The organism is Dactylosporangium sp. NPDC050688 (assembly GCF_040654515.1).
Taxonomy (GTDB): Bacteria; Actinomycetota; Actinomycetes; order Mycobacteriales; family Micromonosporaceae; genus Dactylosporangium.
Map to the genome: position 1 here is coordinate 23,833 of NZ_JBFAIC010000033.1, position 19,927 is coordinate 43,759.

A 19,927-nucleotide genomic window follows, 5' to 3' on the forward strand; every position below is an offset into this window, starting at 1 on the left:
CCCCGCCCGGCGGGTTCCTACGGTGCGCCGTACCCACACCCCAAACGGCAGGTGGTGATCCCCCATGAGCACCGAGACGCCGGTGCCGACCGGCACGGGCGACAACCGTTACGTCTCCGTCGCCAACACCCCGGAGTTCGCCGCGTTGCGCCGCGCCCTGCGGCGCTTCGTCTTCCCGGTCTCCGCCGCGTTCCTCGTCTGGTACGCGCTGTACGTCCTGCTCTCCGCATACGCCCGCGACTTCATGAGCACGAAGGTCGTCGGCCACGTCAATATCGCGTTGATCTTCGGGCTGCTGCAGTTCGTGTCGACGTTCCTCATCGCCTGGCTGTACACCCGCTACGCCGACCGCCGCGTCGACCCCCTCGCCGACGAGCTGCGGGCCAAGATCGAAGGGAGCCCCGAATGAGCGACATCACCCTCGCGGTGGGGGCGTCCACCACCCGGACGCTGACGCTCACGCTGTTCGTCGTCCTGGTCGCGGCCACCCTCGCCATCACGATCTGGGCCAGCCGGCAGACCAAGAGCGCCGCCGACTTCTACGCCGGTGGCCGCTCCTTCACCGGCTTCCAGAACGGCATGGCCATCGGCGGCGACTACATGTCGGCGGCGAGCTTCCTCGGCATCGCCGGCATCATCGCCCTCAACGGCTACGACGGCTTCCTGTACTCCATCGGCTTCCTCGTCGCGTGGCTCGTCGCGCTGCTGCTCGTCGCCGAGCTCATGCGCAACTCCGGCCGCTACACGATGGCCGACGTGCTCGCGTTCCGGATGCGGCAGGCGCCGGTGCGCACCGCCGGCTCGATCTCCACGATCATCGTGTCGATCTTCTACCTGCTCGCCCAGATGGTCGGCGCCGGCGCCCTCGTCGCGCTGCTGCTGGGCATCAAGGCCGGCGACACGTTCCTCGGCATGAGCGCGGAGACCGCGAAGATCGTCACCATCGCCCTCATCGGCGTGCTGATGATCGTGTACGTGACGGTCGGCGGCATGAAGGGCACCACCTACGTCCAGATCGTCAAGGCGTTCATGCTCATGCTCGGCGCCCTGCTGCTGACGCTGATGGTGTTCGCCGCGTTCAAGTTCAACCTGTCGTCGCTGCTCGGCGAGGCCGCCGCCAAGTCCGGCCGCACCCCGCCGGAGTCGTTCCTGCAGCCCGGCCTGCGCTACGGCCGCGACATCGCCGGCAACGCCACCGCCACCCTCGCCAGCAAGCTCGACCTGATCTCGCTCGGCCTGGCCCTGGTCCTCGGCACCGCCGGCCTGCCGCACATCCTGATCCGCTTCTACACCGTCCCGGACTCCAAGGCGGCCCGTAAGAGCGTCGTCTGGGCGATCGGCATCATCGGCGTCTTCTACCTGATGACCCTGGCGCTCGGCTTCGGCGCCGCGGCGCTCGTCGGGCGGCAGGCCATCCTCGCCCAGGACCCGGGCGGCAACACGGCGGCACCACAGCTCGCCGAGGCCCTCGGCAAACGCTACCTGGGCGGTGACTTCGGCGGCTCACTGCTGCTCGCCATCATCGCGGCGGTCGCGTTCGCCACCATCCTCGCCGTCGTCGCCGGGCTCACCCTGGCCTCGTCGTCGTCGCTGGCGCACGACCTGTACGCCAACGTCATCAAGCGCGGCCAGACCACCGAGCGGCAGGAGGTCGTCGTCGCCCGGTACTCCGCGTTCGTCATCGGCGCGGTCGCCATCGTGCTCGGCATCTTCGCCCGCAACCTGAACGTCGCCTTCCTGGTGGCGCTCGCGTTCGCGATCGCGGCGTCGGCGAACCTGCCGGCGATCCTCTTCTCGCTCTTCTGGAAGAAGTTCAACACCCGCGGCGCGACCTGGGGCATCTACGCCGGTCTGCTCTCCGCGGTCGGCATCGTGCTGCTCAGCCCGATCGCCTGGGGCGGCGTCAGCGACGCCCGCACCCCGGCGACCCTCACCGCCGCCCAGGCGAAGACCTGCGGCGTGGAGCAGACCTCGAAGCAGGTGTCCAACGCCACGGCGCTGTTCAGCTGCACGACCGCCGCACCGATCCCGCTGGAGAACCCGGGCCTGATCTCGATCCCGATCGGGTTCATCTTCGCCGCGATCGGCGCGATCACCAGCAAGGAGCGCAACCCGGACAAGTACGCCGAGCTGGAGGCCCGTTCCCTCACGGGGGCCGGCGCCCACTGAGACGGAGTGCACCGGGGCTGGGGCACCGCCGATCCCCAGCCCCGGTGCACTGCCGCTAGGCTGGTCCCATGGTCGTTGTTGCGCAGCGTTACGGCGAGGGACACCGGATCCTGCTCACCGGTGGTGCCGGATTCGTCGGGTCTCACCTCGCCGATGCTCTGATCGTGCGCGGCGCGCAGGTTGTCGTGGTCGACAACTTCGTCACGGGCAGTAAGGACAACGTCGCGCACCTCCTCGACCACCCTCGATTCACGCTCGTCGAGGCCGACGTCAGCGAGCCGCTGCCGGCCGTCGAGGCCATCGCCGCCAGGTTCGACGCGATCATGCACTTCGCGTCGCCGGCCAGCCCCACCGACTTCGCGCTGCTGCCCGTCGAGATCCTCCGGGTCGGCTCCCTCGCCACCCTCCAGCTGCTGGAGCGGGCCGTCACCGACGGTGCCCGCTTCATCATGGCCTCCACCTCCGAGGCCTACGGTGACCCGCTCGTCCACCCGCAGCCGGAGACCTACTGGGGCAACGTCAACCCGATCGGCATCCGCAGCGTCTACGACGAGGCGAAACGCTTCTCCGAGGCGGCCACCATGGGCTACCGCCGGGGCCGCGGCGCCGACGTCGGCATCGTGCGGATCTTCAACACCTACGGCGAGCGCATGCGCCCCGACGACGGCCGCGCCATCCCCACGTTCATCTCCCAGGCGCTGCGCGGCGAGCCGATCACCGTGCACGGCTCGGGCACCCAGACCCGGTCCATCTGCCACGTGTCGGACCTCGTCCGCGGGATCCTGCTCCTGCTCGACTCCGGCGAGACCGGCCCGATCAACTGCGGCACCGAGCACGAGATGACCATGCTGGAGCTCGCCGACACGATCGTGCGGCTATCCGACAGCACCTCCACGGTGTCGCTGCTGCCGCGCACCGCCGACGACCCCGAGCGCCGCCGCCCCGACCTCAGCAAGGCCCGTGAGCTGCTTGGATACGAGCCGGCCGTCGCACCCGAGGAAGGCCTGCGCCGGACCGTGGAGTACTTCCGCTCCCGGTGAATCTCCCGGCTTCGTGCCGCGGATGTCCGGGTTACCTGGCGTAGCGGCGATGGGTTCGTATCGTGGGTTTCATGTCCACCACGCCAGCATCCAACGGCTCGTCGGGTCGCGCCTCGGTGCCCAACGCCCTCCCGCCCAGTGCGGGAGCTCGCGCGCGCGTCTCCGGCGCCGCCACTCCGACCAGCCCGGCGACGCCAGGCGTCTACGGCAAGGCCACCGTCCGTTCCGGCGGTGGCGGCGGCGCCGTGCCGCCCCGCCGCTCCGGCGGCAACGAATACCCCGGCCGTAGGAAGATCCGCCCCCGCTGGGGCCGCATCGCCCTCGTCGCCGGCGCCGCGATCGTCGTCCTGGCGCTCCTCGCCGGCGTCGGCGCCTACAGCTACTACCGGTACGTCGACGCCGGCCTGCAGCGCGACGACCCGTTCGGCGAGATCACCGGCGGCCGGCCCGCGAAGGTCGCCGACGGCGCGCTCAACATGCTGCTGCTCGGCAGCGACTCCCGCGACCCCGACAACAAGGGCAAGGCCGGCGAGTGGCGCACCGACACCATGATCATGCTGCACATCCCGTCCAGCCACGACAAGGCGTACCTGGTCTCCATGCCCCGCGACCTGTACGTCTACATCCCCAAGAGCAAGACGACGCAGTACGGCGACACCAAGGCCAAGCTCAACGCGTCGTTCTCGTGGGGTGGCACCCCGCTGACCGTGCAGACGATCGAGAAGTACAGCAACGTGCGCATGGACCACGTGCTGCTCATCGACTTCGGCGGCTTCAAGCAGGTCATCGACGCCCTCGGCGGCATCGACATGAACATCGAGGCGGACATCACCTCCATCCACCCGCCGAAGCGCAAGTTCAAGAAGGGCATGAACCACCTCAACGGTGACGAGGCCCTCGACTACGCCCGGCAGCGCTACCAGTTCCCCGACGGCGACTTCGCCCGGATGCGCCACCAGCAGCAGATGATGAAGGCGATCCTCGACAAGGCCGTCAGCTCAGGCACCGTCAGCAACCCGGCCAAGCTCAACTCGTTCCTCAAGGCGATCACCAAGGCGATGACCGTCGACAAGGACTTCTCACTCGCCGACATGGCGCTGCAGTTCCGCAACCTGCGCAGCGACGACCTGACGTTCCTGGTCAGTCCCAACGACGGCAGCAAGAAGATCAACGGTGAGGACGTCGTCGTGCCGAACACGGCCAAGGCCGATGCGCTGCACACCGCGATCCGCACCGACAAGATGGCCGACTGGGCCGCGGCCAACGCCCCCAAGCCGGCGGCGAGCGGCTCGTCGCAGCCCTCCGCGAAACCCTCCACGAAGAAGTGACGATTCCGGCATCCCGGGCATGTCTCCCCAGCGGTGGGGTTGCATGCTCGGGCTGTCGTATAGATCTCATTGCCGTAGCCCTTGCTGACCGAGTAGAACGCCTGATTGGTGGCATCTCTTCGGATCTTGTGCAGTGACGCTGGTCGGCACGATCCCCGCCGCGAACGTAGACTCGGATAAATCCCCGCCGGAGTGCGGGGCACGCAGTCGGGGGCGACATGCAGCAGGACCAGGACCCGTCGGTGCAGCAGCCGGCGCAGCGCCCTGAAGAGGTTTCACCGGCTCGGGCCGAAGCGGCCGCATCGACCGAAGTGCCGCCCGCCGCCGATGTCGCTGGGTCGGATATTTCGGATTTGTCGGCCGGATCCGGAGTGCCGGCGGAGACCGGTGCTGATGGTCACGCCGTGGACGGGGATGCGGATGGCGCGGCGGGTGACACGGCCGCTGACCCGTCCTCTGACACGGCCCCGGACCCGGCTGGTGACGCGACTGGCGCAGCCCCTGACACGGCCGCTGAGCTGGCTGCTGGCCCCGCCGACGAGGCGGCTGCTGACCCGGCCCCTGACCCGGCCCCTGACCCGGCCCCTGACACGGCCGCTGAGTCGGCTGATGACCCTGCCGCTACGGCTGAGCTGGCTGCTGGCCCGGCTGGTGACGAGCCTGCTGAGTCGGCTGATGATCCCGCCGCGGGCACGGCTGCTGAGCTGGCTGCTGGCCCGGCTGGTGACGAGCCTGCTGAGTCGGCTGATGACCCCGCCGCGGGCACGGCTGCTGAGCTGGCTGCTGACTCGGCCGATGACCCCGCAGATGACCCCGCCGCTGACGCGGCTGGCGGTGGCACCGACGTGGCCGCCCCGGCGAAGCCGCTCACCCGCCGGCAGAAGCGCAAGGCCCGCAAGGCCGCCCTCCCCGGCCGTGACCCCATCTGGGCCAAGCTGCTCGTCGTCGTCGGCGCCGTGCTCCTCGTCGCCTCCGCCACCGTCGTCACCGGCTCGCAGGTGCTCGCCAACCGGTACAGCAACAGCGTCCACCAGGAGAACCTCCTCGGCGCCAACGCCCGCGCCGGCAACGACGACAAGAAGGAAGAGCGCCGCAGCAGCGTCACCGGCCCGCTCAACTTCCTGCTCCTCGGCTCCGACCTGCGCGCCCAGGACCCCGAGGACGGCCAGCGCTCCGACTCGATCATCATCGTGCACATCCCGGCCGGCCTCGACCGGGCGTACCTGCTGTCGATCCCCCGCGACCTGCGGGTCAAGATCCCGCCGTTCGAGCCGACCGGCTTCCGCGGCGTCAGCCACGAGAAGATCAACGGCGCGTTCCAGCACGGCGGCGGCGGCACCGGCGGCGTCCAGCTCCTCGCCGAGACGCTCACCGAACTGCTCGGCATCCACTTCGACGGCGCCGCGATCGTCAACTTCGACGGCTTCAAGGCCGCCGTCGACATCCTCGGCGGCGTCGACATGTGCATCGACCAGAAGGTCACGTCGATCCACCTCGGCTACGACGACAAGGGCAACTACCTGTCACCCGAGCACGGCGGTCACCCGGCCGTGTACGACGTCGGCTGCCACCACCTCGAGTCCTGGCAGGCCCTCGACCTCGTCCGGCAGCGCAAGAGCCTCGCCAACGGCGACTTCGACCGGCAGAAGAACCAGCAGAAGTTCATCCGCGCCATCCTCACCAAGGCCCAGCAGCAGAACCTGACCACCAACCCGATCGCGCTGGACAAGCTCATCCGCGCCCTCGGCGGCGCCCTCACCGTCGACACCAACGGCGTCGCCCTCGAGGAGCTCATGTTCGGCCTGCGCAACGTGCGGCCCAGCAGCCTCATCGGCCTGACCTTGCCGTCGGAGACCCAGGACATCGGCGGGTTCTCGTACGTCATCGGACTGGACGAGGCACAGGCCCTGTACGCGGCGATGCGCACCGACACGCTCGACGCCTGGGCGGTCGAGAACCCCACCTGGGTCAACCCGATCTGAGCCTCTTATAGGCTGGTGCCGTGTTCAGGGGATCCGCTGTGCCGACCGTCACGGTCGACGAGGTCGCTGCCGACGCCTACCTCCTTGACGTCCGTGAGGACGACGAATGGGCCGCGGGCCACGCGCCCGACGCCACCCACCTGCCGATGATGCAGATCCCGGGCCGGATCGACGAGATCCCGACCGACCGGGACGTCGTCGTCGTCTGCCGGGTCGGCGGCCGCTCCGCGCAGGTCGTGGCCTACCTGCAACAGCAGGGCCTCACCCGCACCATCAACCTCGACGGCGGCATGTCGGACTGGGCGGCCGCGGGCCGGCCCATGGTGAGCGAGGACGGCGGTGCACCCAGGGTTGCCTGAGCGGCCGTGGGTGTTCGCGCACAGGGGCTCGTCGTACCGGCACGCCGAGCACACCCTCGACGCGTACCTCCTCGCCATCGAGGAAGGCGCCGACGGCCTCGAGTGCGACGTCAGGCTGACCCGCGACGGGCACCTCGTCTGCCTGCACGACTCCCGCATCGACCGCACCAGCGACGGCCGCGGCCGGGTCAGCGTGCAGACCCTCGCCGACCTCGACCGCTTCGACTTCGGCTCATGGCGCACCGACCTGCCCCAGTCACCCGACGAGTTCATCACCGACCGCAAGCTCACCGACGACCGCTGGCGCGGCCGGGTCCTCACCCTCGACCGGCTCCTCAGCCTCGCCGTCGACGCCGGCCGGCCCATGCGCCTGCTGATCGAGACCAAACACCCGACCCGCTACGGCGCCGCCGTCGAGACCGCCCTGATCACGCTGCTGCGCCGGTACGGACTCCACCGCCCGGACACCGACCAGCCCGTGCACGTCACGATGATGTCGTTCTCCGCCACCGCCGTGCGCCGCGTCCGGCAGCTCGCGCCGGCACTGCCGACGGTCATGCTCATCGACGTGTGGTCCGTCCCCAGCCGGATCGGGTGGCTACCACCCGGCAGCAGCATCGGCGGACCCGGCGTCTCGGTCCTGCGCGCGTCCCCGGAGATCGTCGAACGCCTCCACCGCCGCGGATTCCCCGTGTACGTGTGGACGGTCAACGACCCGGACGAAGTCGACCTCGCGGTGAAACTGAAGGTGAACGGCATCATCTCCGACCGGCCCGCGTTCGTCATCGAGCGCCTCCGGGAGCTGGGCCTGCGCGACTGACCATCGTCTTGCTATCGCGTTGCTACCACGGAATCCGTCGTCCTAGCGGCCCGGTCCGGTGGAATCCACGTGTACAAGTTTCGGCAATGGGCTTTCAAAGCGAAGCGCGGGGAGGCAGACTCGCATCATGGTCGATGCTCGGGATCCGGTCGACGCCACCGCCGTGTTCGGTGGGCTGGCCGAGATCGCCGAGCAGCTCGCGACCGGCGCCGGTGGCCTGCCCGCCCTGCAGCGCACCGTCGACGTCGCCGTCGAAGCCACCGCCGCGGCCGGGGCGTCGTTCGTCGAATACGGCCACGCCGGCGGCCGGGTCGTCGCCGCCGCCGGTGCCCTCGACTGGTCCCTCGGCCGGCCCGTCGACCTGATCCACCCCACGCTGCGGGGGCTGCTCCAGTACGGCTCCCGCGTGCGCGAACTCCCCGTCGACCTCCTGGGCACCGTCGGCGGCGAACACCTCCGCGGCCGCGGCCTGGCCCGCTTCATCGCCGCCGAGGTCAACGCCGGCAGCACCCCCGTCGGCGTCCTGGCCGCCGGCTACCACGACGGCGAAGGCACCGCCGGCCCCGACGAGCGCGCCGCCCTCGCCTTCCTCGCCAACCTTGCCGGCCTGCAGTACACACTGGGCCGCGGACTGCCCATCCATGCCGACGCACCCTCCGTCGCCCCCGTCGGGGAACCCCTCGCGCTGCTCGACGCCGCCCACGTCGTGCGCAGCTGGAACCCTGCCGCGGCGCTGCTCACCGCCCGGTCGCCCGAGGCCGCGATCGGCTCGCCGTGGCCGTTTCCGCTGCCCCACGGCGCCGAGACCGTCGAGCACCAGATGGCGTGCGGCACCTGGATCCAGATCAGGGCCGCCACCGTGCCCGGCACCACCGACATCAGCGTGTCGTTCCACGCCCGCGCCGACCAGCCCGCCGACAGGCGCGACCTGTTCATCGCGCTCACCGGCCACGAGCTGCGGACCCCGATCACCGTCATCCGCGGGTACGCCGACACGCTCGTCGAGCACTGGGACTCCCTGGACGAGGGCTCCCGGCGCGACGCCATCTACGTCGTGGGCCAGCGCGCCCGCGAGCTCAGCCGACTGGTCGACCGGCTGCTCAACGCCGTCGGTGACGAGTCCAACCCCGGCGACGCGTCCGCGCTGCTGCCGTTCGACCTGATCGAGACCCTGACCGCCGCCGTCGACGACCTCAGCCCCGAGCAGCGCCGCACCCTGACCGTCGCACTCCCGCCGACCCTGCCGAAAGCCCTCGGCGAACGTGCCACCCTTGCCACCATCCTCGCGGAATTCGTCACGAATGCGGGTAAATACTCCCTGAACTGGGTAGAAGCTGTTCTGACTGCAGGGGCGGATGCGCAGACCGTCTGGTTCAGGGTCGCTGACCGGGGCATCGGTATCCGTCCAGAGCACGTCGAGCGGGCGTTCGAACGCTTCTGGCAACTCGAAACCGGCGACCAGCGCACCCGCGGCGGCGTCGGGCTGGGACTTTATCTCGTGCGTAGGATCGTTGAGCGTCAACATGGATGGGTATCGTTACGTCCACGCCAAGGAGGCGGGACCGTCGCGGAGGTACGGCTGCCCCGCGCCGACGCAGATACCCATGGGGAGGCTTGAGAGCGTGTCCACTACCGTCGCGGAGCGCGCCTGGTGCGTCGTCGTCCCGCATCACGCTCGCGGTGCGCACCTCGCCCGCCACCGCCTTGCCCACGAGCTCGACGCCCTCCTCACCGAGGACCGCCTCGACGACGCCGTCGCCATCGCCGCCGAACTGGTCGGCAACGCAGTCCGCCACGCCGCCCCCCTCCCAGGCGACGTCATCCGCGTGGCGTGGCGCCTGCTCGACGACGACACCCTGGAGATCAGGGTGACCGACGGCGGCTCCCCGGCCGGCCCCGAGCTGCGCGTCGCCGCCCCCGACGCCATCGACGGCCGCGGCCTGACCATCGTCGCCGCCCTGGCCACAGGCTGGGGCGTCGAACGCGACGGCCTCGGCCAGTGCGTCTGGGCCACGCTGTAATTCCGCCCCACTGCTCCGCAGCGGGTCCCGGCGGGGGGTTCCCACCCCGCACCCCCCATGCTCGCTGGCGCTCGCACTGCCTGCGCTCCGCGCGGCAGCTTCTGGCGCCTGCGCGCGGCATCCCCCCGTGGCTGCTCGCCGTCGTTGATCTCTCCGGCCGAGCTTCGTGCGAATCGCCCGCTGGACCGGCGCCTGCGTGGGTCGCTCACCCGCTGTCAGGCAGCGCGACTCGCCACCTGGGAAGACTCGCTGCCTGGCCGGGCCGGGCGTGGGCTCCCGTTGAGGGCTGGACCGGGCAGGGCAGAGTCGGGCTGTGCCCTCCGCCGGGCGGGGCACGTGCAGTGGTGCGCCGGCGGGGTGGGCTCGGCGGAGCGCTGTGCTCGCTCTGTGCCTTCGGCGACGGGTGGTTTCGGGAACCCGGTGGATTGGTGTGGTCAGCGAACCAGGGATCCACCGGGTTCCAGGGATCCACCGGGTTGTTCCGCGTTGGCTCGTCACGTCGCCGGACTGCGTCGGCGGGTCACATCGGCCGTGCCCGACCGCCTATTGGCACGATAGCTTATGAGTACAAATTGATCTCCGGAGCGGCTACCGAACGTAGTTTGCTGATATGCCGGCCCCGCGACCAGAGCCATCATAAGCCATCACTCAGCGACGATATTCCCGGATTGTCCGGAAGGTGGGGCGCGGGCGGGTGAGTGGCGCGCCCGGGGTGGTGGGTGTTTGCCCGCGGGGCGGTGGGACCGCCTAGGCTGGGTCGCCGTGAGCAAGCGAGCGAAAACCCCCCGTGGCCGGTCCACCGACGGTGAGAAGCGCCAGAAGATTCGTGACGTCTACGTGGGCCGCCCGTTCGAAGGGCTGGTCGACGAGCCGGAGTGGATCGCGCTGCGTGAGCTGGTGCCGGCGGCCTCGGCGCCCCTGAAGCTGGCGCCCGACCTGGTCGAGCAGTACGGTGACCGCCCGGTCATCCTCGCGACGGTGCTGCCGATGGCGTGGCCGGCGATGACGAAGCCCGACGGCCGGGTCTTCATCGGGCTGCAGCGGCATGTGCAGTCGGGGGACGTGTCGCGGGACCTCGCGGTGGCGCTGCAGTGTGCGCTGGACACGCCGACGGGCAAGACGGTGAACATCCCGGCGCTGCCGGGGGTCGGGCCGCGGCTGCAGGACGTGATCGTGAACGCGCCGCTGGACGTCACGGTGCACACGGGGTTCGAGTTCTGGCTCGAGGACAACGCGACCGACGACCCCAATGTGCGGGCGTCGCTGGAGCGGGCCAATGCGAGCATCTTCCCGACGGTGCGGCTGTCGGCGGCGCCGGCGACGTACTGGTGCCGTGTCACCGACCGGTCCCACGTACGGCTCGTGCTCGGCGACGATGAGGACCGGGCGCTGGACGCGCTGTCGCGGCTGTCGGCGGGTGGCGGGCTGCTGCTCGGCGACAACACCAAGTTTGCGGGCATGTTCCGCGCGCACGGGCTCCTGGCGCCGGTCTGGGATCTGCCGCTCGAGGTGGAGGCGGAGGAGTGGGAGGCTCCGGTCGCCGAGTTCTCGAAGCGGTACGCCGAAGCCCTCGCCGTCAACGAGCCGCTGACCGCCGCGGAGCGCCGCAGCAAGCAGGGCCTCCTCGGCCGCCTGCAGCCCCTGCGCTGACCCGACAGGGCAAGCAACCGCCGGAAAAAACCGAAAAAACCGAAAAAACCGGAAACCTAGAAAAACCCGGAAGCACCAGCGGCCCGCAGGATCGGGGCGGACATGCACCGTGGTCCGCCCCGGCCCGAGCCCAGCTCCGAGCCGGGGATCCGGATCACCTCGATGCCGTTGCGCTCCAGCTGGGCGTTCGTCTCGACGTTGCGCTCATACGCGACGCACAGCCGGGGCGCGATCGCCAGGGTGTTGTTGCCGTCGTCCCACTGCTCCCGCTCCGCGGTCACCGGGTCGAGGCCGGTGTCGATGATCCGCAGCGTGTCGATCCGCATCGCCTTGGCCGCCCCCACGATGAACGGCTCCGGGCCCGCGACGGCCAGGTCGCCGTGGGCGTCCCCGGTCGCGGTGACCGTCCACGACTGCAGGGTGCTGGCCACGTTCGGGTACATGACGACCGCGTCCACGTCGACCATCGTGCAGACGGTGTCCAGGTGCATCGTGGCCCGCTCCTGCGCGATCGGCACCACCAGCACCGTGTGCGCCAGTCCCCGCTCGAAGCAGCGCCGGGCGAGCCGCTCCGCGCCGGCCGGCCTGGTGCGCTCCCCGACGCCGACCGCGATCACCCCGGGGGCGAGCAGCAGCACGTCGCCGCCCTCCAGGTGCTCCAGGCCCGGCTCGTACACCAGTGACGTCCCGGCGAACCGGGGATGGTGCCGGTAGATCGCGTGGGTGAGGGTGGTCTCCCGGCGCCGGGCGTGCATCGCCAGGCTGGTCACGGCCACCTGGTCGCCGATCCAGACGGATGAGTCGCGCGTGAACAGCAGGTTGGGCAGCGGGTCGATGACGAAGTCGGACCGGTCCATCAGGGCGTGCACGATGCCGCCGCCGGCGCGCAGCTCGGCGCGGGACAGTCCGGCGATGAGCGTGGTCGCCAGCGCCGCCGGGTCGAGCGCGGTGAGGTGGTCCGCCACGTGGCGGCGCAGCGTGTCGCCGAGCCGGACGTCGTCGAGCACCGCCTGCGTCACTTCGTCCCTTGCCGCCGGTACGGCCACCGTCTCGGCCAGCAGGTCCGACACGTACACGACCTCGACGCCGTGACCACGCAGGGCTTGCGTGAACGTGTCATGCTCTTCCTGGGCGCGCCCGACCCAGGGGATCCCGTCGAACAGCAGCGAGTCGTTGTTGCGCGGGGTCAGTCGGGCCAACTCCGCGCCTGGGCGGTGCAGCAGCACCGTGCCGAGCCGGCCGACCTCGCTGTCGACGTGATGATAGCTCACCGAATCAGACTAACGGCTGACCCGATATCCACCGGTTGGGCGCCATCTGCAAATTCACGAGACGTCGTGAATGTGGCATTCATCCCAGTCATTCCGTGTCTTTCACCCATCCAGTCATGCCGTTTGCGCGTTTGAACACGTACGGTGTTTGAACACACACGCAACCGAGCGGCGACTTGGAGGTGTGCGAGATGACCGAACTGCTGCACCGCGGCGGAACGGATTCGCAGCCCGAAGGGTTTGACGATCGCATCATTGTTGATGCCGGCCGGCCTTCCCCCATTGACTGGATGCGTGAGCGGCGCGCCGAGCGCGGAGCTCGCAGGGAAGAGGCGGGGCACAACCGTTTGTACCGCAGGATGGGCAGCCTCATCGGCCGTCTCGGCGAAGAGTGGCACGTCCTGGACCTGCGCGAGCTGACCGGTGCCGAACGCCGCTCCTTCCTCGCCATCGGCCCCGGCGGCGTGTTCGCGGTGACGGTCAAGGACCACGGTCGCAGCCGCGTCTCGTTCGCCGGTGACATCGTGCAGATCGACGGCAAGCGCCCCAAGTACGTCGAGGAGACCCGCGCCGAGGCCAAGGCCGCCGCCGAGGCGCTGTCGCGCACCGCCGGGGTGTCGATCCCGGTCATGCCGATCCTGGCGTTCGCCGGCACCGGCAAGATCAGCTTCTACGGGGTGCCGAAGGGCTGCCTGGTCACCGCGTACCACGAGCTGCCGCGCGTGCTGAACGCCCGCGGCAACCGGCTCGCTGCGGACACCGTGGACAAGGTGTTCTCGCTGGCGCTGCACCCGGCCACGTGGTCGGCGCAGTCCTATGCGGCGTTCGCCGAGAGCTACCGGTGGTACAAGGATGGGGATCGCGTGGGCACTGACAAGCGGGGTGACGCGGAGTAGCCTCTGCGGCGTGGAGCCGCTCGACACGAAGCGCCGGATTGAGCAATCGCTGGGGACCGATCAGACCCTGACAGATGCGATGATGAGGTCGCTGCGCGGACGCGTCCGCAGCACCGGTGCCTGAGGAGGCGCTGTGGCGCATGTCGAGCTTTCCATCTCCGACCCACACCTCGTCCGCTCGCCCGACCTGGCCGAGTCGTCACTCGACCGATGGGCGGCGACGGTTGCCGACGCGGCCGAGCCGAGCCTGGTGATCGACGACAAGGCGGTCATCGTCGCGGTGTCCGCCTCGTTCGAGGACCTGCTCGGGCTCACCGAGTCCGCGATCGACCGCCCGCTCGTCGACGGGGTCCTGCAGCTGCTCGACTTCGGCGACGGCGGCGCCCTGGACGCAAACGAGATCAACAAGACGCCGCCGCTGCTCGCCCTGTCCTCGGGGCGGCTCGCCCGCGGGCTGGTCCGGGTGCGCTGCGCGACCGGACCGCGCACGTTCGACGCGATCGCCACCCCGCTGCTGCAGGACGGGCAGGTCGTCGGCTCGCTGACGTTCTTCAGCACGGTCTGAAGCACGGTCTGACGCCGGCCCGGCGCAAGACGGCGCCGGGGCTGCCGGAGCGGCGCGCACGTGGCTTGGCTCACGTGCTGCCGACACGCACCGCGCTCGCACCGTACGCTCCTTGTCATGTTGGACCTCCAGGTGCTGCCGGGCGACTATGCGATCTGCCGGCTCCCGGCCGGATCGCCCGTCCCGCCGGGGCTCGTCGAGGCGGCAGCGGCCGGCGCCGGCGTCATCTCCGTGACCTGGACCCCCGACGAGGTATCGATCCTGTGCCCCGCCGACCGGGCACCCGCGGAGGCCGCCGTCGAGACGCCGTGGCGCTGCCTGCGCGTCGCCGGACCCGTCCAGCTCGCCCTCACCGGCATCCTCGCCTCGATCGTGTCCCCGCTCGCCGACGCCAGGGTCAACATCTTCGCGTTCTCCACGTTCGACACCGACTACGTGCTGGTGCCGGCCGTGCGGCTCAGCGAGGCCCTGGCCGCCCTCAACGCCGCCGGCCATCGGGTGACGACGTCCGGCGCGGTCTGACCCCCGCCGCGGGCCCGGTCCGGGGCCGGGCGGCCGCCGCGGGCGCTGGATGAAGCGCGGGCGACGCACGCCCTACGATGTGCGCATGCGCACCGCGGCCGCCGTGCTTGCCATCGTGAGCCTTGGATGCCTGCTGTCCGGCTGCACCCGGTCCGGCGGCGACTCCGGACCCCTCCTGCCGCCCGTCTCGCCCCCGGCAGCGAGGTCGGTGAGCCCGACGCCGGTCAGCACGCCCAACGTGCCGCTGGGGCGCACCACCCCCGCCCGCTCTGCCAGTGCCAGCCCGAGCCAGCTGCCGTTCTCCGAGGCGTACGTCTCGCAGTGCAACGGCCGCCCGACCGGCGAGCAGGTCGTCGCGGCGGTCCGCCGGGCGCGGCCCGGCCTGCCCGGCGGCAACGGCCTCACCGTGAAGACGGGTCCGCTGTGTGCCGGCGTGTGGCAGTACACCGTGCTCACCGTCACCGGCAGCGAACCCCTGCAGGTCATGTCCAAGGGGGCACCGGCGACGCTGACCGTCGTCACGGTGGGCACCGACCCGTGCACCGTCGAGGTGAAGGCGACCGCCCCGCCGGCGCTGCTCAGCGCCGCCAGCTGCTGAGCCTGCGGCAGCGTCTAATCTTGAGGCATGCCTGGTGTACCGCCGACGCGGTTCGTGTACCTGGGGCCGGAAGGCACGTTCTCCGAGCAGGCGCTCAGGACGGTCCCGGCCGCCGACCGCGGGGTGCTGACCCCGGCCCGCAGTGTCCCGGAGGCCCTCGACGCGCTGCGCGCCGGTGAGGCCGACGCCGCGCTCGTCCCGCTGGAGAACTCGATCGGTGGCCAGGTCGGCGTCACCCTCGACGAGCTGGCCAGCGGCGAGCCGCTGATCATCACCCGCGAGGTGGTGCTGCCGGTGCAGTTCGTGCTCGCCGCCGCCGACGTCCGGCCGCTGGACTCGATCCGTTCGGTCGCCGCGCACCCGCAGGCGGGCGCCCAGTGCCGCAAGTGGCTGCGCGAGCACGTGCCGCAGGCGACCGTCGTCGACGTGCTGTCCAACGCGACCGCCGCGATCGGCGCCGGCGCCGGCGAGTTCGACGCCGCGGTCTGCGCCGCCATCGGCGCCACCCGCTACAAGCTGCACGTGCTGGCCAAGGACATCGCCGACAACCCCGACGCGATGACCCGCTTCGCGCTGGTGTCGCGGCCGGGGCCGCCCCCGCAGCCGACCGGCGACGACCTGACCACGCTCGCGGTGTACATCGCCCACGACCGGGTCGGCGCGCTGCTGGCGGTGCTGACCGAGCTGTCGGTCCGCGGGGTCAACATGACCAGGATCGAGTCCCGGCCGACCGGCGAGCGCCTCGGCCGCTACGTGTTCTTCCTCGACTGCGGCGGCCACGTCGCCGAGGCCCGGATGGGCGAGGCGCTGCAGGGGCTGCGGCGCATCTGCGCCGACGTGCGGTTCCTCGGCTCCTACCCGCGGGCGTCGCACGGCGACCCGCCGCCGCGCCGCGCGCCCGGCCTGTCCGACGAGGACTTCGCCGACGCCGCCAGGTGGCTCGCCCAGCTGCGCACCGGCGCCTGACCGGCGCGGCGCACCGCACCTCGATCCGCACCAGCACGGCGTACCGCGGGGAAAAGCGCCTCGATCCGCACCAGCGGGGCCGAGGGTCGAAGGATGGGCGAGGCGGTCCCAGGGCCCATCCTTCGACCTGGGGGAATGGTGATCAGCCGCCGAGGCTGCCGAGCAGGCCGCCGCTGCTGGACTGCGCCGCGGCGGGCTTGCCCTCACTGGGCTGGACGATGACGAAGCCCTGTCCCTGCAGCACCAGCTGGAAGAGCTCACCCGAGCCGCCGCGCAGCATCGACTTGAGGCTCTGGTTCTTCTGGATGCTGGTCTGGAGGCTGCTCGACCACCCGACGACCGCGTCGGTGTCGACCAGGACCGGTGCCTGCGGGCTCACCGGGATGATGATCGGCGCGCCCTCGGTCACGATCGCGAGCTTGCCCTGACCGGTGAACACGCTGTTGAACAGGCCGCCGCCGAACATGCCGGCGCCCTTCACCATCTGGATGTCGTACCGCAGCGAGGGGTCGAAGCACAGGACGTTCTTGCCGTTGATCGACAACGCGTCGTTCGGCTCGATGTCGAGGATGTGGCAATCGAAGGCGGCGTCGGCGAACCACACCTCGCCCTGTCCACGCACGGCCATGAGGGACAGGCCCTCACCGGTGACCGCACGCTTGAGGAAGTTGCCGACGCCCTGACTTTTCACCTCGAACTGGAGGTTGCCGCGGAACGCGACCATGGCGCCCTGACGGGCCAGGACCTCACCGTTCACGGCGTACTTGACGCACTTGGAGTGCTGCAGGCTCATGCCTGCCTGGGTTGGGGGCTGGGCCATGTTCTCGGCCTTGAAGATGTCACCGCGCACGCTGCGCAGCGTAACGGGTCCCCCGGCGGCTCGCGGAGGACCCGTTGGCAATCCTGAGAGACCCGTTACAAACGATCCCGGGACGGACCCGGCTCAGCCACCGAGCAGGTTGCCCAGCACCCCGCCCTGCTGCTGTTGCCCCTGACCACCGGCGAGCCCCTGCGGCGGCTCCTCCGACGGCTGGACGACGACGAAGCCCTGCCCGGCGAAACTCATCGTGAAAGCCTCACCGGTGCTGCGGCCGAGCAGCGTGCCGATGCCGAGCTGGTCGGCGCGGTGGTAGCCGGTCTGCAGGCTCGCCGACCAGCAGATCGCCGCCTGCGGGTCGACGTAGGTGGGCGCGTCGACGGTCAGCACCACCGGGGTGCCCTTCGTCGTGATCGCGAGCCGGCCCTGGCCGGTGAACACGCAGTTGAACAGGCCCGCCGAGGACAGCATGCCGACGCCCTGGACCATCTTGATGTCGTACTGCAGCGACGCGTCGAACGCGAGCACGTTCGCCCCGTTGATCGAGATCGCGTCGCCGGGCTCCAGGTCGATGAGGTGCACGTCGGAGGAGCGGTCGGCGAAGAACACGTCGCCGCGGCCGGAGACCTTCATCAGCGGTACGCCCTCGCCGGTCAGCTTCGACTTGAGCCACTTGCCGACGCCGCCCGAGCCGAGCGCCTGGAACTGCACCTGACCCTGGTAGGCCACCATCGTGCCGGTCCGGGCCATGATCTCGCCATTGAGCTCGGCCTTGAGCATCTTGGAGTTCTGCAGCCGCAGCCCGGGCTGCTGCGACTCCTTCTCCATGTTTTCGGCGGCAAACAGCGCGCTGCGCATAGGGTGTCCTTTCGATGACGTTCATGACGCACCCGCGACGGTAAGCGCCGGGGGCAAGCGTCAGCCCCAGCCGAGCGCGTGCAGGCGCCGGTCGTCGATGCCGAAGTGGTGGGCGATCTCGTGCACGACGGTGATCGCGACCTCCTCGACGACGTCATCCTCATCGTCACAGATCGCAAGGATCGGGTTGCGGTAAATCGAGATCCGGTCGGGCAGCACGCCGGAGTAGTCCCAGCCGCGCTCCGTCAGGGAGTACCCCTCGTACAGGCCCAGCAGGTCCGGTTCGTCCGCCGGTGGGTCGTCCACGACCAGGATCACCACGTTGTCCATGAGGTCGAGCAGCTCCTCGGGGACCTCGTCCAGGGCCTCGCCCACGAGCTCCTCGAAGCGTTCCTTGCTCATCGTCACCGGCATGCCAAAGAGGGTCCCCCAGGACGGAGGACCCTCTCAAGTGCAATGACGGCTCAGACGAGCTTGGCGTCCAGGGTGATCTCGACGGCCGCGAGGGCCTTGGAGATCGGGCAGCCGGCCTTGGCGTCGGCGGCCTGCTTCTCGAACTCGACCGCGTCGATGCCCGGGACGTCACCGCGGGTGGTCAGGTCGATGCGGGTGATGGCGAAACCGCCGTCGACCGGGCCGAACTGCACCGCGGCCGAGGTCTCCACCGACGTGGGCGTGAACCCGGCCTTGGCCAGGCCGTTGGACAGCGCCATCGAGTAGCAGGCCGCGTGCGCCGCCGCGATCAGCTCCTCCGGGTTGGTCCCCTGGCCGCTCTCGAAGCGGGAGGGGAAGGAATACGAGCCTTGGAAGGTGCCCGAGCCGGTCGAGACGGTGCCGGCGCCGGACTTGAGGTCGCCCTCCCAGCGGGCAGATGAAGTGCGAGTAGGCATGAACCAGACGCTAGCCCATTGCGTGTGCTCCTAGGGACGAGCTCGGCAGTCTTGGAAGGAGCAAGTTGATGCAGCGCAAACTGGTGCAGATCGGCGGCTGGCTGGGCGTGTCCGGCCTGGTCACCGGCATTGCCTCGATCTTCGTGCCGTGGGTGCAGCAGCTGGTGGTGACGGGGTCCGGGCGCCGCGCCCAGCAGCGCCTCGACAGCCTCACCATCCTCAATCTCGAAAAGGGCCTCTGGTACGTGATCCTGCTGCTCACCCTGGTCGCGATCCTCGGCGCGGCGGCGCTCGGCGCGAACCAGGGCCGCAAGTTCGCGGGCCTCGCCGGCCCGATCCTGTCGCTGGTGACCGCGTCGCTCGTAGTGGGCCTCATCACTACCTTCGACGGGCAGCTCACCGGAGCCGGCCGGATCGCGGACGTGGGCACGTCAGCGGGGAGCTGGCTGGCCCTGGCGGCCATGCCGCTGCTCGGGTTCGCGTGCGGGCTGCTCGCGATCGGCCGCGCCGGACGGCATGTTTCCGCGCCGTCCGGTGTTGCCGCAGGACATGACTGATCTCAATGTGGGCGTCCTCGGCACGGGCATGGTCGGCGAGGCGATCGCGTCCCGGCTGGTCGAGGTCGGGTACGACGTCGTCATGGGCTCCCGCGACGCGGCCAATCCGAAGGCCGTCGCCTGGGCCGAGCGGACCGGCGGGCGGGCCGGTACGTTCGCCGACGCGGCCGCGCACGGTCCGCTGCTGTTCAACGCCACCCCCGGCGGCGCGTCGCTCGATGTGCTGCGGGCCGCCGGCGACCTGGCCGGCAAGGTCCTCGCCGACGTCTCCAACGACCTGACGTCCGCGGCGGTCAAACCCGTCGCCGCCGGCCTGCAGGCCGCGTTCCCCGAGCTGAAGGTGGTCAAGACCCTCAACACCGTCAACTGCGAGATCATGGTCCGGCCCGACCTGCTGCCCCAGCCGCACACCATGTTCGTCGCCGGCGCTGACGCCGACGCGAAAACCCTGGTCAAGGGGGTTCTGGTGAAGTTCGGCTGGCCCGAGGGAGACGTACTGGACCTCGGCGAGATCGACAAGGCGTACGCGATGGAGCAGTACCTGCCGCTGTGGCTGGCGCTGTGGGGAGTCAAGGGCGATCTGCGGTTCAACCTGAGGGTCGTTTCCTGAGCTACCCT

At 70.4% G+C, this 19,927-nt stretch carries 22 protein-coding genes; 17 read left to right on the forward strand and 5 right to left on the reverse strand.

Features of this window, described 5'->3' with window-relative positions:
- Positions 1-64 precede the first annotated feature (64 nt).
- The 10 genes from AB0H83_RS27985 to AB0H83_RS28030 all read left to right on the forward strand — a co-directional run bounded on the left by AB0H83_RS27985 (position 65) and on the right by AB0H83_RS28030 (position 11,369).
- Positions 65-409 carry a DUF485 domain-containing protein gene (locus AB0H83_RS27985; RefSeq protein ID WP_033360602.1) on the forward strand — a complete coding sequence of 115 codons (345 nt, stop codon included), beginning with the start codon at positions 65-67 and terminating at the stop codon, positions 407-409.
- Positions 406-2,169: a cation acetate symporter gene (locus tag AB0H83_RS27990; RefSeq protein ID WP_360099525.1), complete on the forward strand. Its 1,764-nt coding sequence runs from the start codon at positions 406-408 to the stop codon at positions 2,167-2,169. Before AB0H83_RS27985 ends, AB0H83_RS27990 begins: the two co-directional genes overlap by 4 nt.
- Before the next feature lie 68 nt (positions 2,170-2,237).
- Positions 2,238-3,209, forward strand: a complete 972-nt coding sequence (locus AB0H83_RS27995; protein ID WP_360099527.1) for a UDP-glucuronic acid decarboxylase family protein — start codon at positions 2,238-2,240, stop codon at positions 3,207-3,209.
- A 71-nt stretch (positions 3,210-3,280) separates the two neighbouring features.
- On the forward strand, positions 3,281-4,537 hold the full coding sequence (locus AB0H83_RS28000; RefSeq protein ID WP_360099529.1) for an LCP family protein: 1,257 nt from the start codon (positions 3,281-3,283) through the stop codon (positions 4,535-4,537).
- Positions 4,538-5,382: 845 nt separating this feature from the next.
- Positions 5,383-6,519 (forward strand): LCP family protein, encoded by a 1,137-nt coding sequence (locus tag AB0H83_RS28005; RefSeq protein ID WP_360099531.1) that lies wholly within the window; start codon positions 5,383-5,385, stop codon positions 6,517-6,519.
- A gap of 38 nt (positions 6,520-6,557) precedes the next feature.
- Positions 6,558-6,878, forward strand: coding sequence for a rhodanese-like domain-containing protein (locus tag AB0H83_RS28010; RefSeq protein WP_360099533.1), 321 nt, complete (start codon positions 6,558-6,560; stop codon positions 6,876-6,878).
- A gap of 10 nt (positions 6,879-6,888) precedes the next feature.
- Entirely contained in the window at positions 6,889-7,698 is an 810-nt protein-coding gene (locus tag AB0H83_RS28015; protein ID WP_360099535.1) for a glycerophosphodiester phosphodiesterase family protein, read from the forward strand.
- A 127-nt stretch (positions 7,699-7,825) separates the two neighbouring features.
- Complete coding sequence (locus tag AB0H83_RS28020) at positions 7,826-9,316, forward strand: HAMP domain-containing sensor histidine kinase (protein ID WP_360099537.1); 1,491 nt, start codon at positions 7,826-7,828, stop codon at positions 9,314-9,316.
- Positions 9,303-9,719, forward strand: a complete 417-nt coding sequence (locus tag AB0H83_RS28025; protein WP_360099539.1) for an ATP-binding protein — start codon at positions 9,303-9,305, stop codon at positions 9,717-9,719. Before AB0H83_RS28020 ends, AB0H83_RS28025 begins: the two co-directional genes overlap by 14 nt.
- Positions 9,720-10,481: 762 nt before the next feature.
- Positions 10,482-11,369, forward strand: coding sequence for a DUF5926 family protein (locus AB0H83_RS28030; RefSeq protein WP_360099541.1), 888 nt, complete (start codon positions 10,482-10,484; stop codon positions 11,367-11,369).
- A gap of 56 nt (positions 11,370-11,425) precedes the next feature.
- Here AB0H83_RS28030 and AB0H83_RS28035 read toward each other — a convergent pair whose 3' ends face one another.
- A complete protein-coding gene (locus tag AB0H83_RS28035) occupies positions 11,426-12,640 on the reverse strand; it encodes an arginine deiminase (protein WP_360099543.1) in 1,215 nt (404 codons plus the stop codon).
- Between the two features lie 191 nt (positions 12,641-12,831).
- Between AB0H83_RS28035 and AB0H83_RS28040 the strand changes: the two genes are divergently transcribed.
- From AB0H83_RS28040 to pheA, 5 genes are all read left to right on the forward strand, one after another.
- On the forward strand, positions 12,832-13,536 hold the full coding sequence (locus AB0H83_RS28040; protein ID WP_360099545.1) for a hypothetical protein: 705 nt from the start codon (positions 12,832-12,834) through the stop codon (positions 13,534-13,536).
- A gap of 133 nt (positions 13,537-13,669) precedes the next feature.
- Complete coding sequence (locus tag AB0H83_RS28045; protein WP_360099547.1) at positions 13,670-14,101, forward strand: hypothetical protein; 432 nt, start codon at positions 13,670-13,672, stop codon at positions 14,099-14,101.
- 117 nt (positions 14,102-14,218) lie between these two features.
- Positions 14,219-14,623: an ACT domain-containing protein gene (locus tag AB0H83_RS28050; protein WP_360099549.1), complete on the forward strand. Its 405-nt coding sequence runs from the start codon at positions 14,219-14,221 to the stop codon at positions 14,621-14,623.
- 85 nt (positions 14,624-14,708) lie between these two features.
- Positions 14,709-15,221 (forward strand): hypothetical protein, encoded by a 513-nt coding sequence (locus tag AB0H83_RS28055; protein WP_360099551.1) that lies wholly within the window; start codon positions 14,709-14,711, stop codon positions 15,219-15,221.
- 27 nt (positions 15,222-15,248) lie between these two features.
- Positions 15,249-16,187, forward strand: a complete 939-nt coding sequence (pheA, locus tag AB0H83_RS28060) for a prephenate dehydratase (RefSeq protein ID WP_360099553.1) — start codon at positions 15,249-15,251, stop codon at positions 16,185-16,187.
- Positions 16,188-16,329: 142 nt separating this feature from the next.
- On the opposite strand, the gene AB0H83_RS28065 is transcribed toward pheA, so the two are convergent.
- From AB0H83_RS28065 to AB0H83_RS28080, 4 genes are all read right to left on the reverse strand, one after another.
- Positions 16,330-17,037 (reverse strand): AIM24 family protein, encoded by a 708-nt coding sequence (locus AB0H83_RS28065; protein WP_360099555.1) that lies wholly within the window; start codon positions 17,035-17,037, stop codon positions 16,330-16,332.
- A 93-nt stretch (positions 17,038-17,130) separates the two neighbouring features.
- Complete coding sequence (locus tag AB0H83_RS28070; protein ID WP_360099557.1) at positions 17,131-17,862, reverse strand: AIM24 family protein; 732 nt, start codon at positions 17,860-17,862, stop codon at positions 17,131-17,133.
- A gap of 60 nt (positions 17,863-17,922) precedes the next feature.
- Positions 17,923-18,270 carry a metallopeptidase family protein gene (locus AB0H83_RS28075; protein ID WP_360099693.1) on the reverse strand — a complete coding sequence of 116 codons (348 nt, stop codon included), beginning with the start codon at positions 18,268-18,270 and terminating at the stop codon, positions 17,923-17,925.
- Positions 18,271-18,326: 56 nt separating this feature from the next.
- Positions 18,327-18,752 carry an OsmC family protein gene (locus tag AB0H83_RS28080; protein ID WP_360099559.1) on the reverse strand — a complete coding sequence of 142 codons (426 nt, stop codon included), beginning with the start codon at positions 18,750-18,752 and terminating at the stop codon, positions 18,327-18,329.
- Positions 18,753-18,820: 68 nt separating this feature from the next.
- Here AB0H83_RS28080 and AB0H83_RS28085 point away from each other — a divergent pair, with 68 nt between their 5' ends.
- Together AB0H83_RS28085 and AB0H83_RS28090 are read left to right on the forward strand one after the other, a co-directional pair.
- Positions 18,821-19,309, forward strand: coding sequence for a hypothetical protein (locus AB0H83_RS28085; protein WP_360099561.1), 489 nt, complete (start codon positions 18,821-18,823; stop codon positions 19,307-19,309).
- The gene (locus AB0H83_RS28090) at positions 19,302-19,919 is read left to right on the forward strand and encodes an NAD(P)-binding domain-containing protein (RefSeq protein WP_360099563.1); all 618 of its coding nucleotides are present in this window, start codon (positions 19,302-19,304) and stop codon (positions 19,917-19,919) included. Before AB0H83_RS28085 ends, AB0H83_RS28090 begins: the two co-directional genes overlap by 8 nt.
- Positions 19,920-19,927 lie beyond the last annotated feature (8 nt).

What these genes read in the sequence shown, in the direction of transcription:
- AB0H83_RS28020 (WP_360099537.1), top strand. Translation starts at nt 7,826, where the DNA reads ATGGTCGATGCTCGGGATCCGGTCGACGCCACCGCCGTGTTCGGTGGG.
- AB0H83_RS28055 (WP_360099551.1), top strand. Translation starts at nt 14,709, where the DNA reads ATGCGCACCGCGGCCGCCGTGCTTGCCATCGTGAGCCTTGGATGCCTG.
- AB0H83_RS28090 (WP_360099563.1), top strand. Translation starts at nt 19,302, where the DNA reads ATGACTGATCTCAATGTGGGCGTCCTCGGCACGGGCATGGTCGGCGAG.
- AB0H83_RS28085 (WP_360099561.1), top strand. Translation starts at nt 18,821, where the DNA reads ATGCAGCGCAAACTGGTGCAGATCGGCGGCTGGCTGGGCGTGTCCGGC.
- AB0H83_RS27995 (WP_360099527.1), top strand. Translation starts at nt 2,238, where the DNA reads ATGGTCGTTGTTGCGCAGCGTTACGGCGAGGGACACCGGATCCTGCTC.
- AB0H83_RS28070 (WP_360099557.1), bottom strand. Translation starts at nt 17,862, where the DNA reads ATGCGCAGCGCGCTGTTTGCCGCCGAAAACATGGAGAAGGAGTCGCAG.
- AB0H83_RS27990 (WP_360099525.1), top strand. Translation starts at nt 406, where the DNA reads ATGAGCGACATCACCCTCGCGGTGGGGGCGTCCACCACCCGGACGCTG.
- AB0H83_RS28080 (WP_360099559.1), bottom strand. Translation starts at nt 18,752, where the DNA reads ATGCCTACTCGCACTTCATCTGCCCGCTGGGAGGGCGACCTCAAGTCC.
- pheA (WP_360099553.1), top strand. Translation starts at nt 15,249, where the DNA reads ATGCCTGGTGTACCGCCGACGCGGTTCGTGTACCTGGGGCCGGAAGGC.
- AB0H83_RS28025 (WP_360099539.1), top strand. Translation starts at nt 9,303, where the DNA reads ATGGGGAGGCTTGAGAGCGTGTCCACTACCGTCGCGGAGCGCGCCTGG.
- AB0H83_RS27985 (WP_033360602.1), top strand. Translation starts at nt 65, where the DNA reads ATGAGCACCGAGACGCCGGTGCCGACCGGCACGGGCGACAACCGTTAC.
- AB0H83_RS28050 (WP_360099549.1), top strand. Translation starts at nt 14,219, where the DNA reads ATGTTGGACCTCCAGGTGCTGCCGGGCGACTATGCGATCTGCCGGCTC.
- AB0H83_RS28040 (WP_360099545.1), top strand. Translation starts at nt 12,832, where the DNA reads ATGACCGAACTGCTGCACCGCGGCGGAACGGATTCGCAGCCCGAAGGG.
- AB0H83_RS28000 (WP_360099529.1), top strand. Translation starts at nt 3,281, where the DNA reads ATGTCCACCACGCCAGCATCCAACGGCTCGTCGGGTCGCGCCTCGGTG.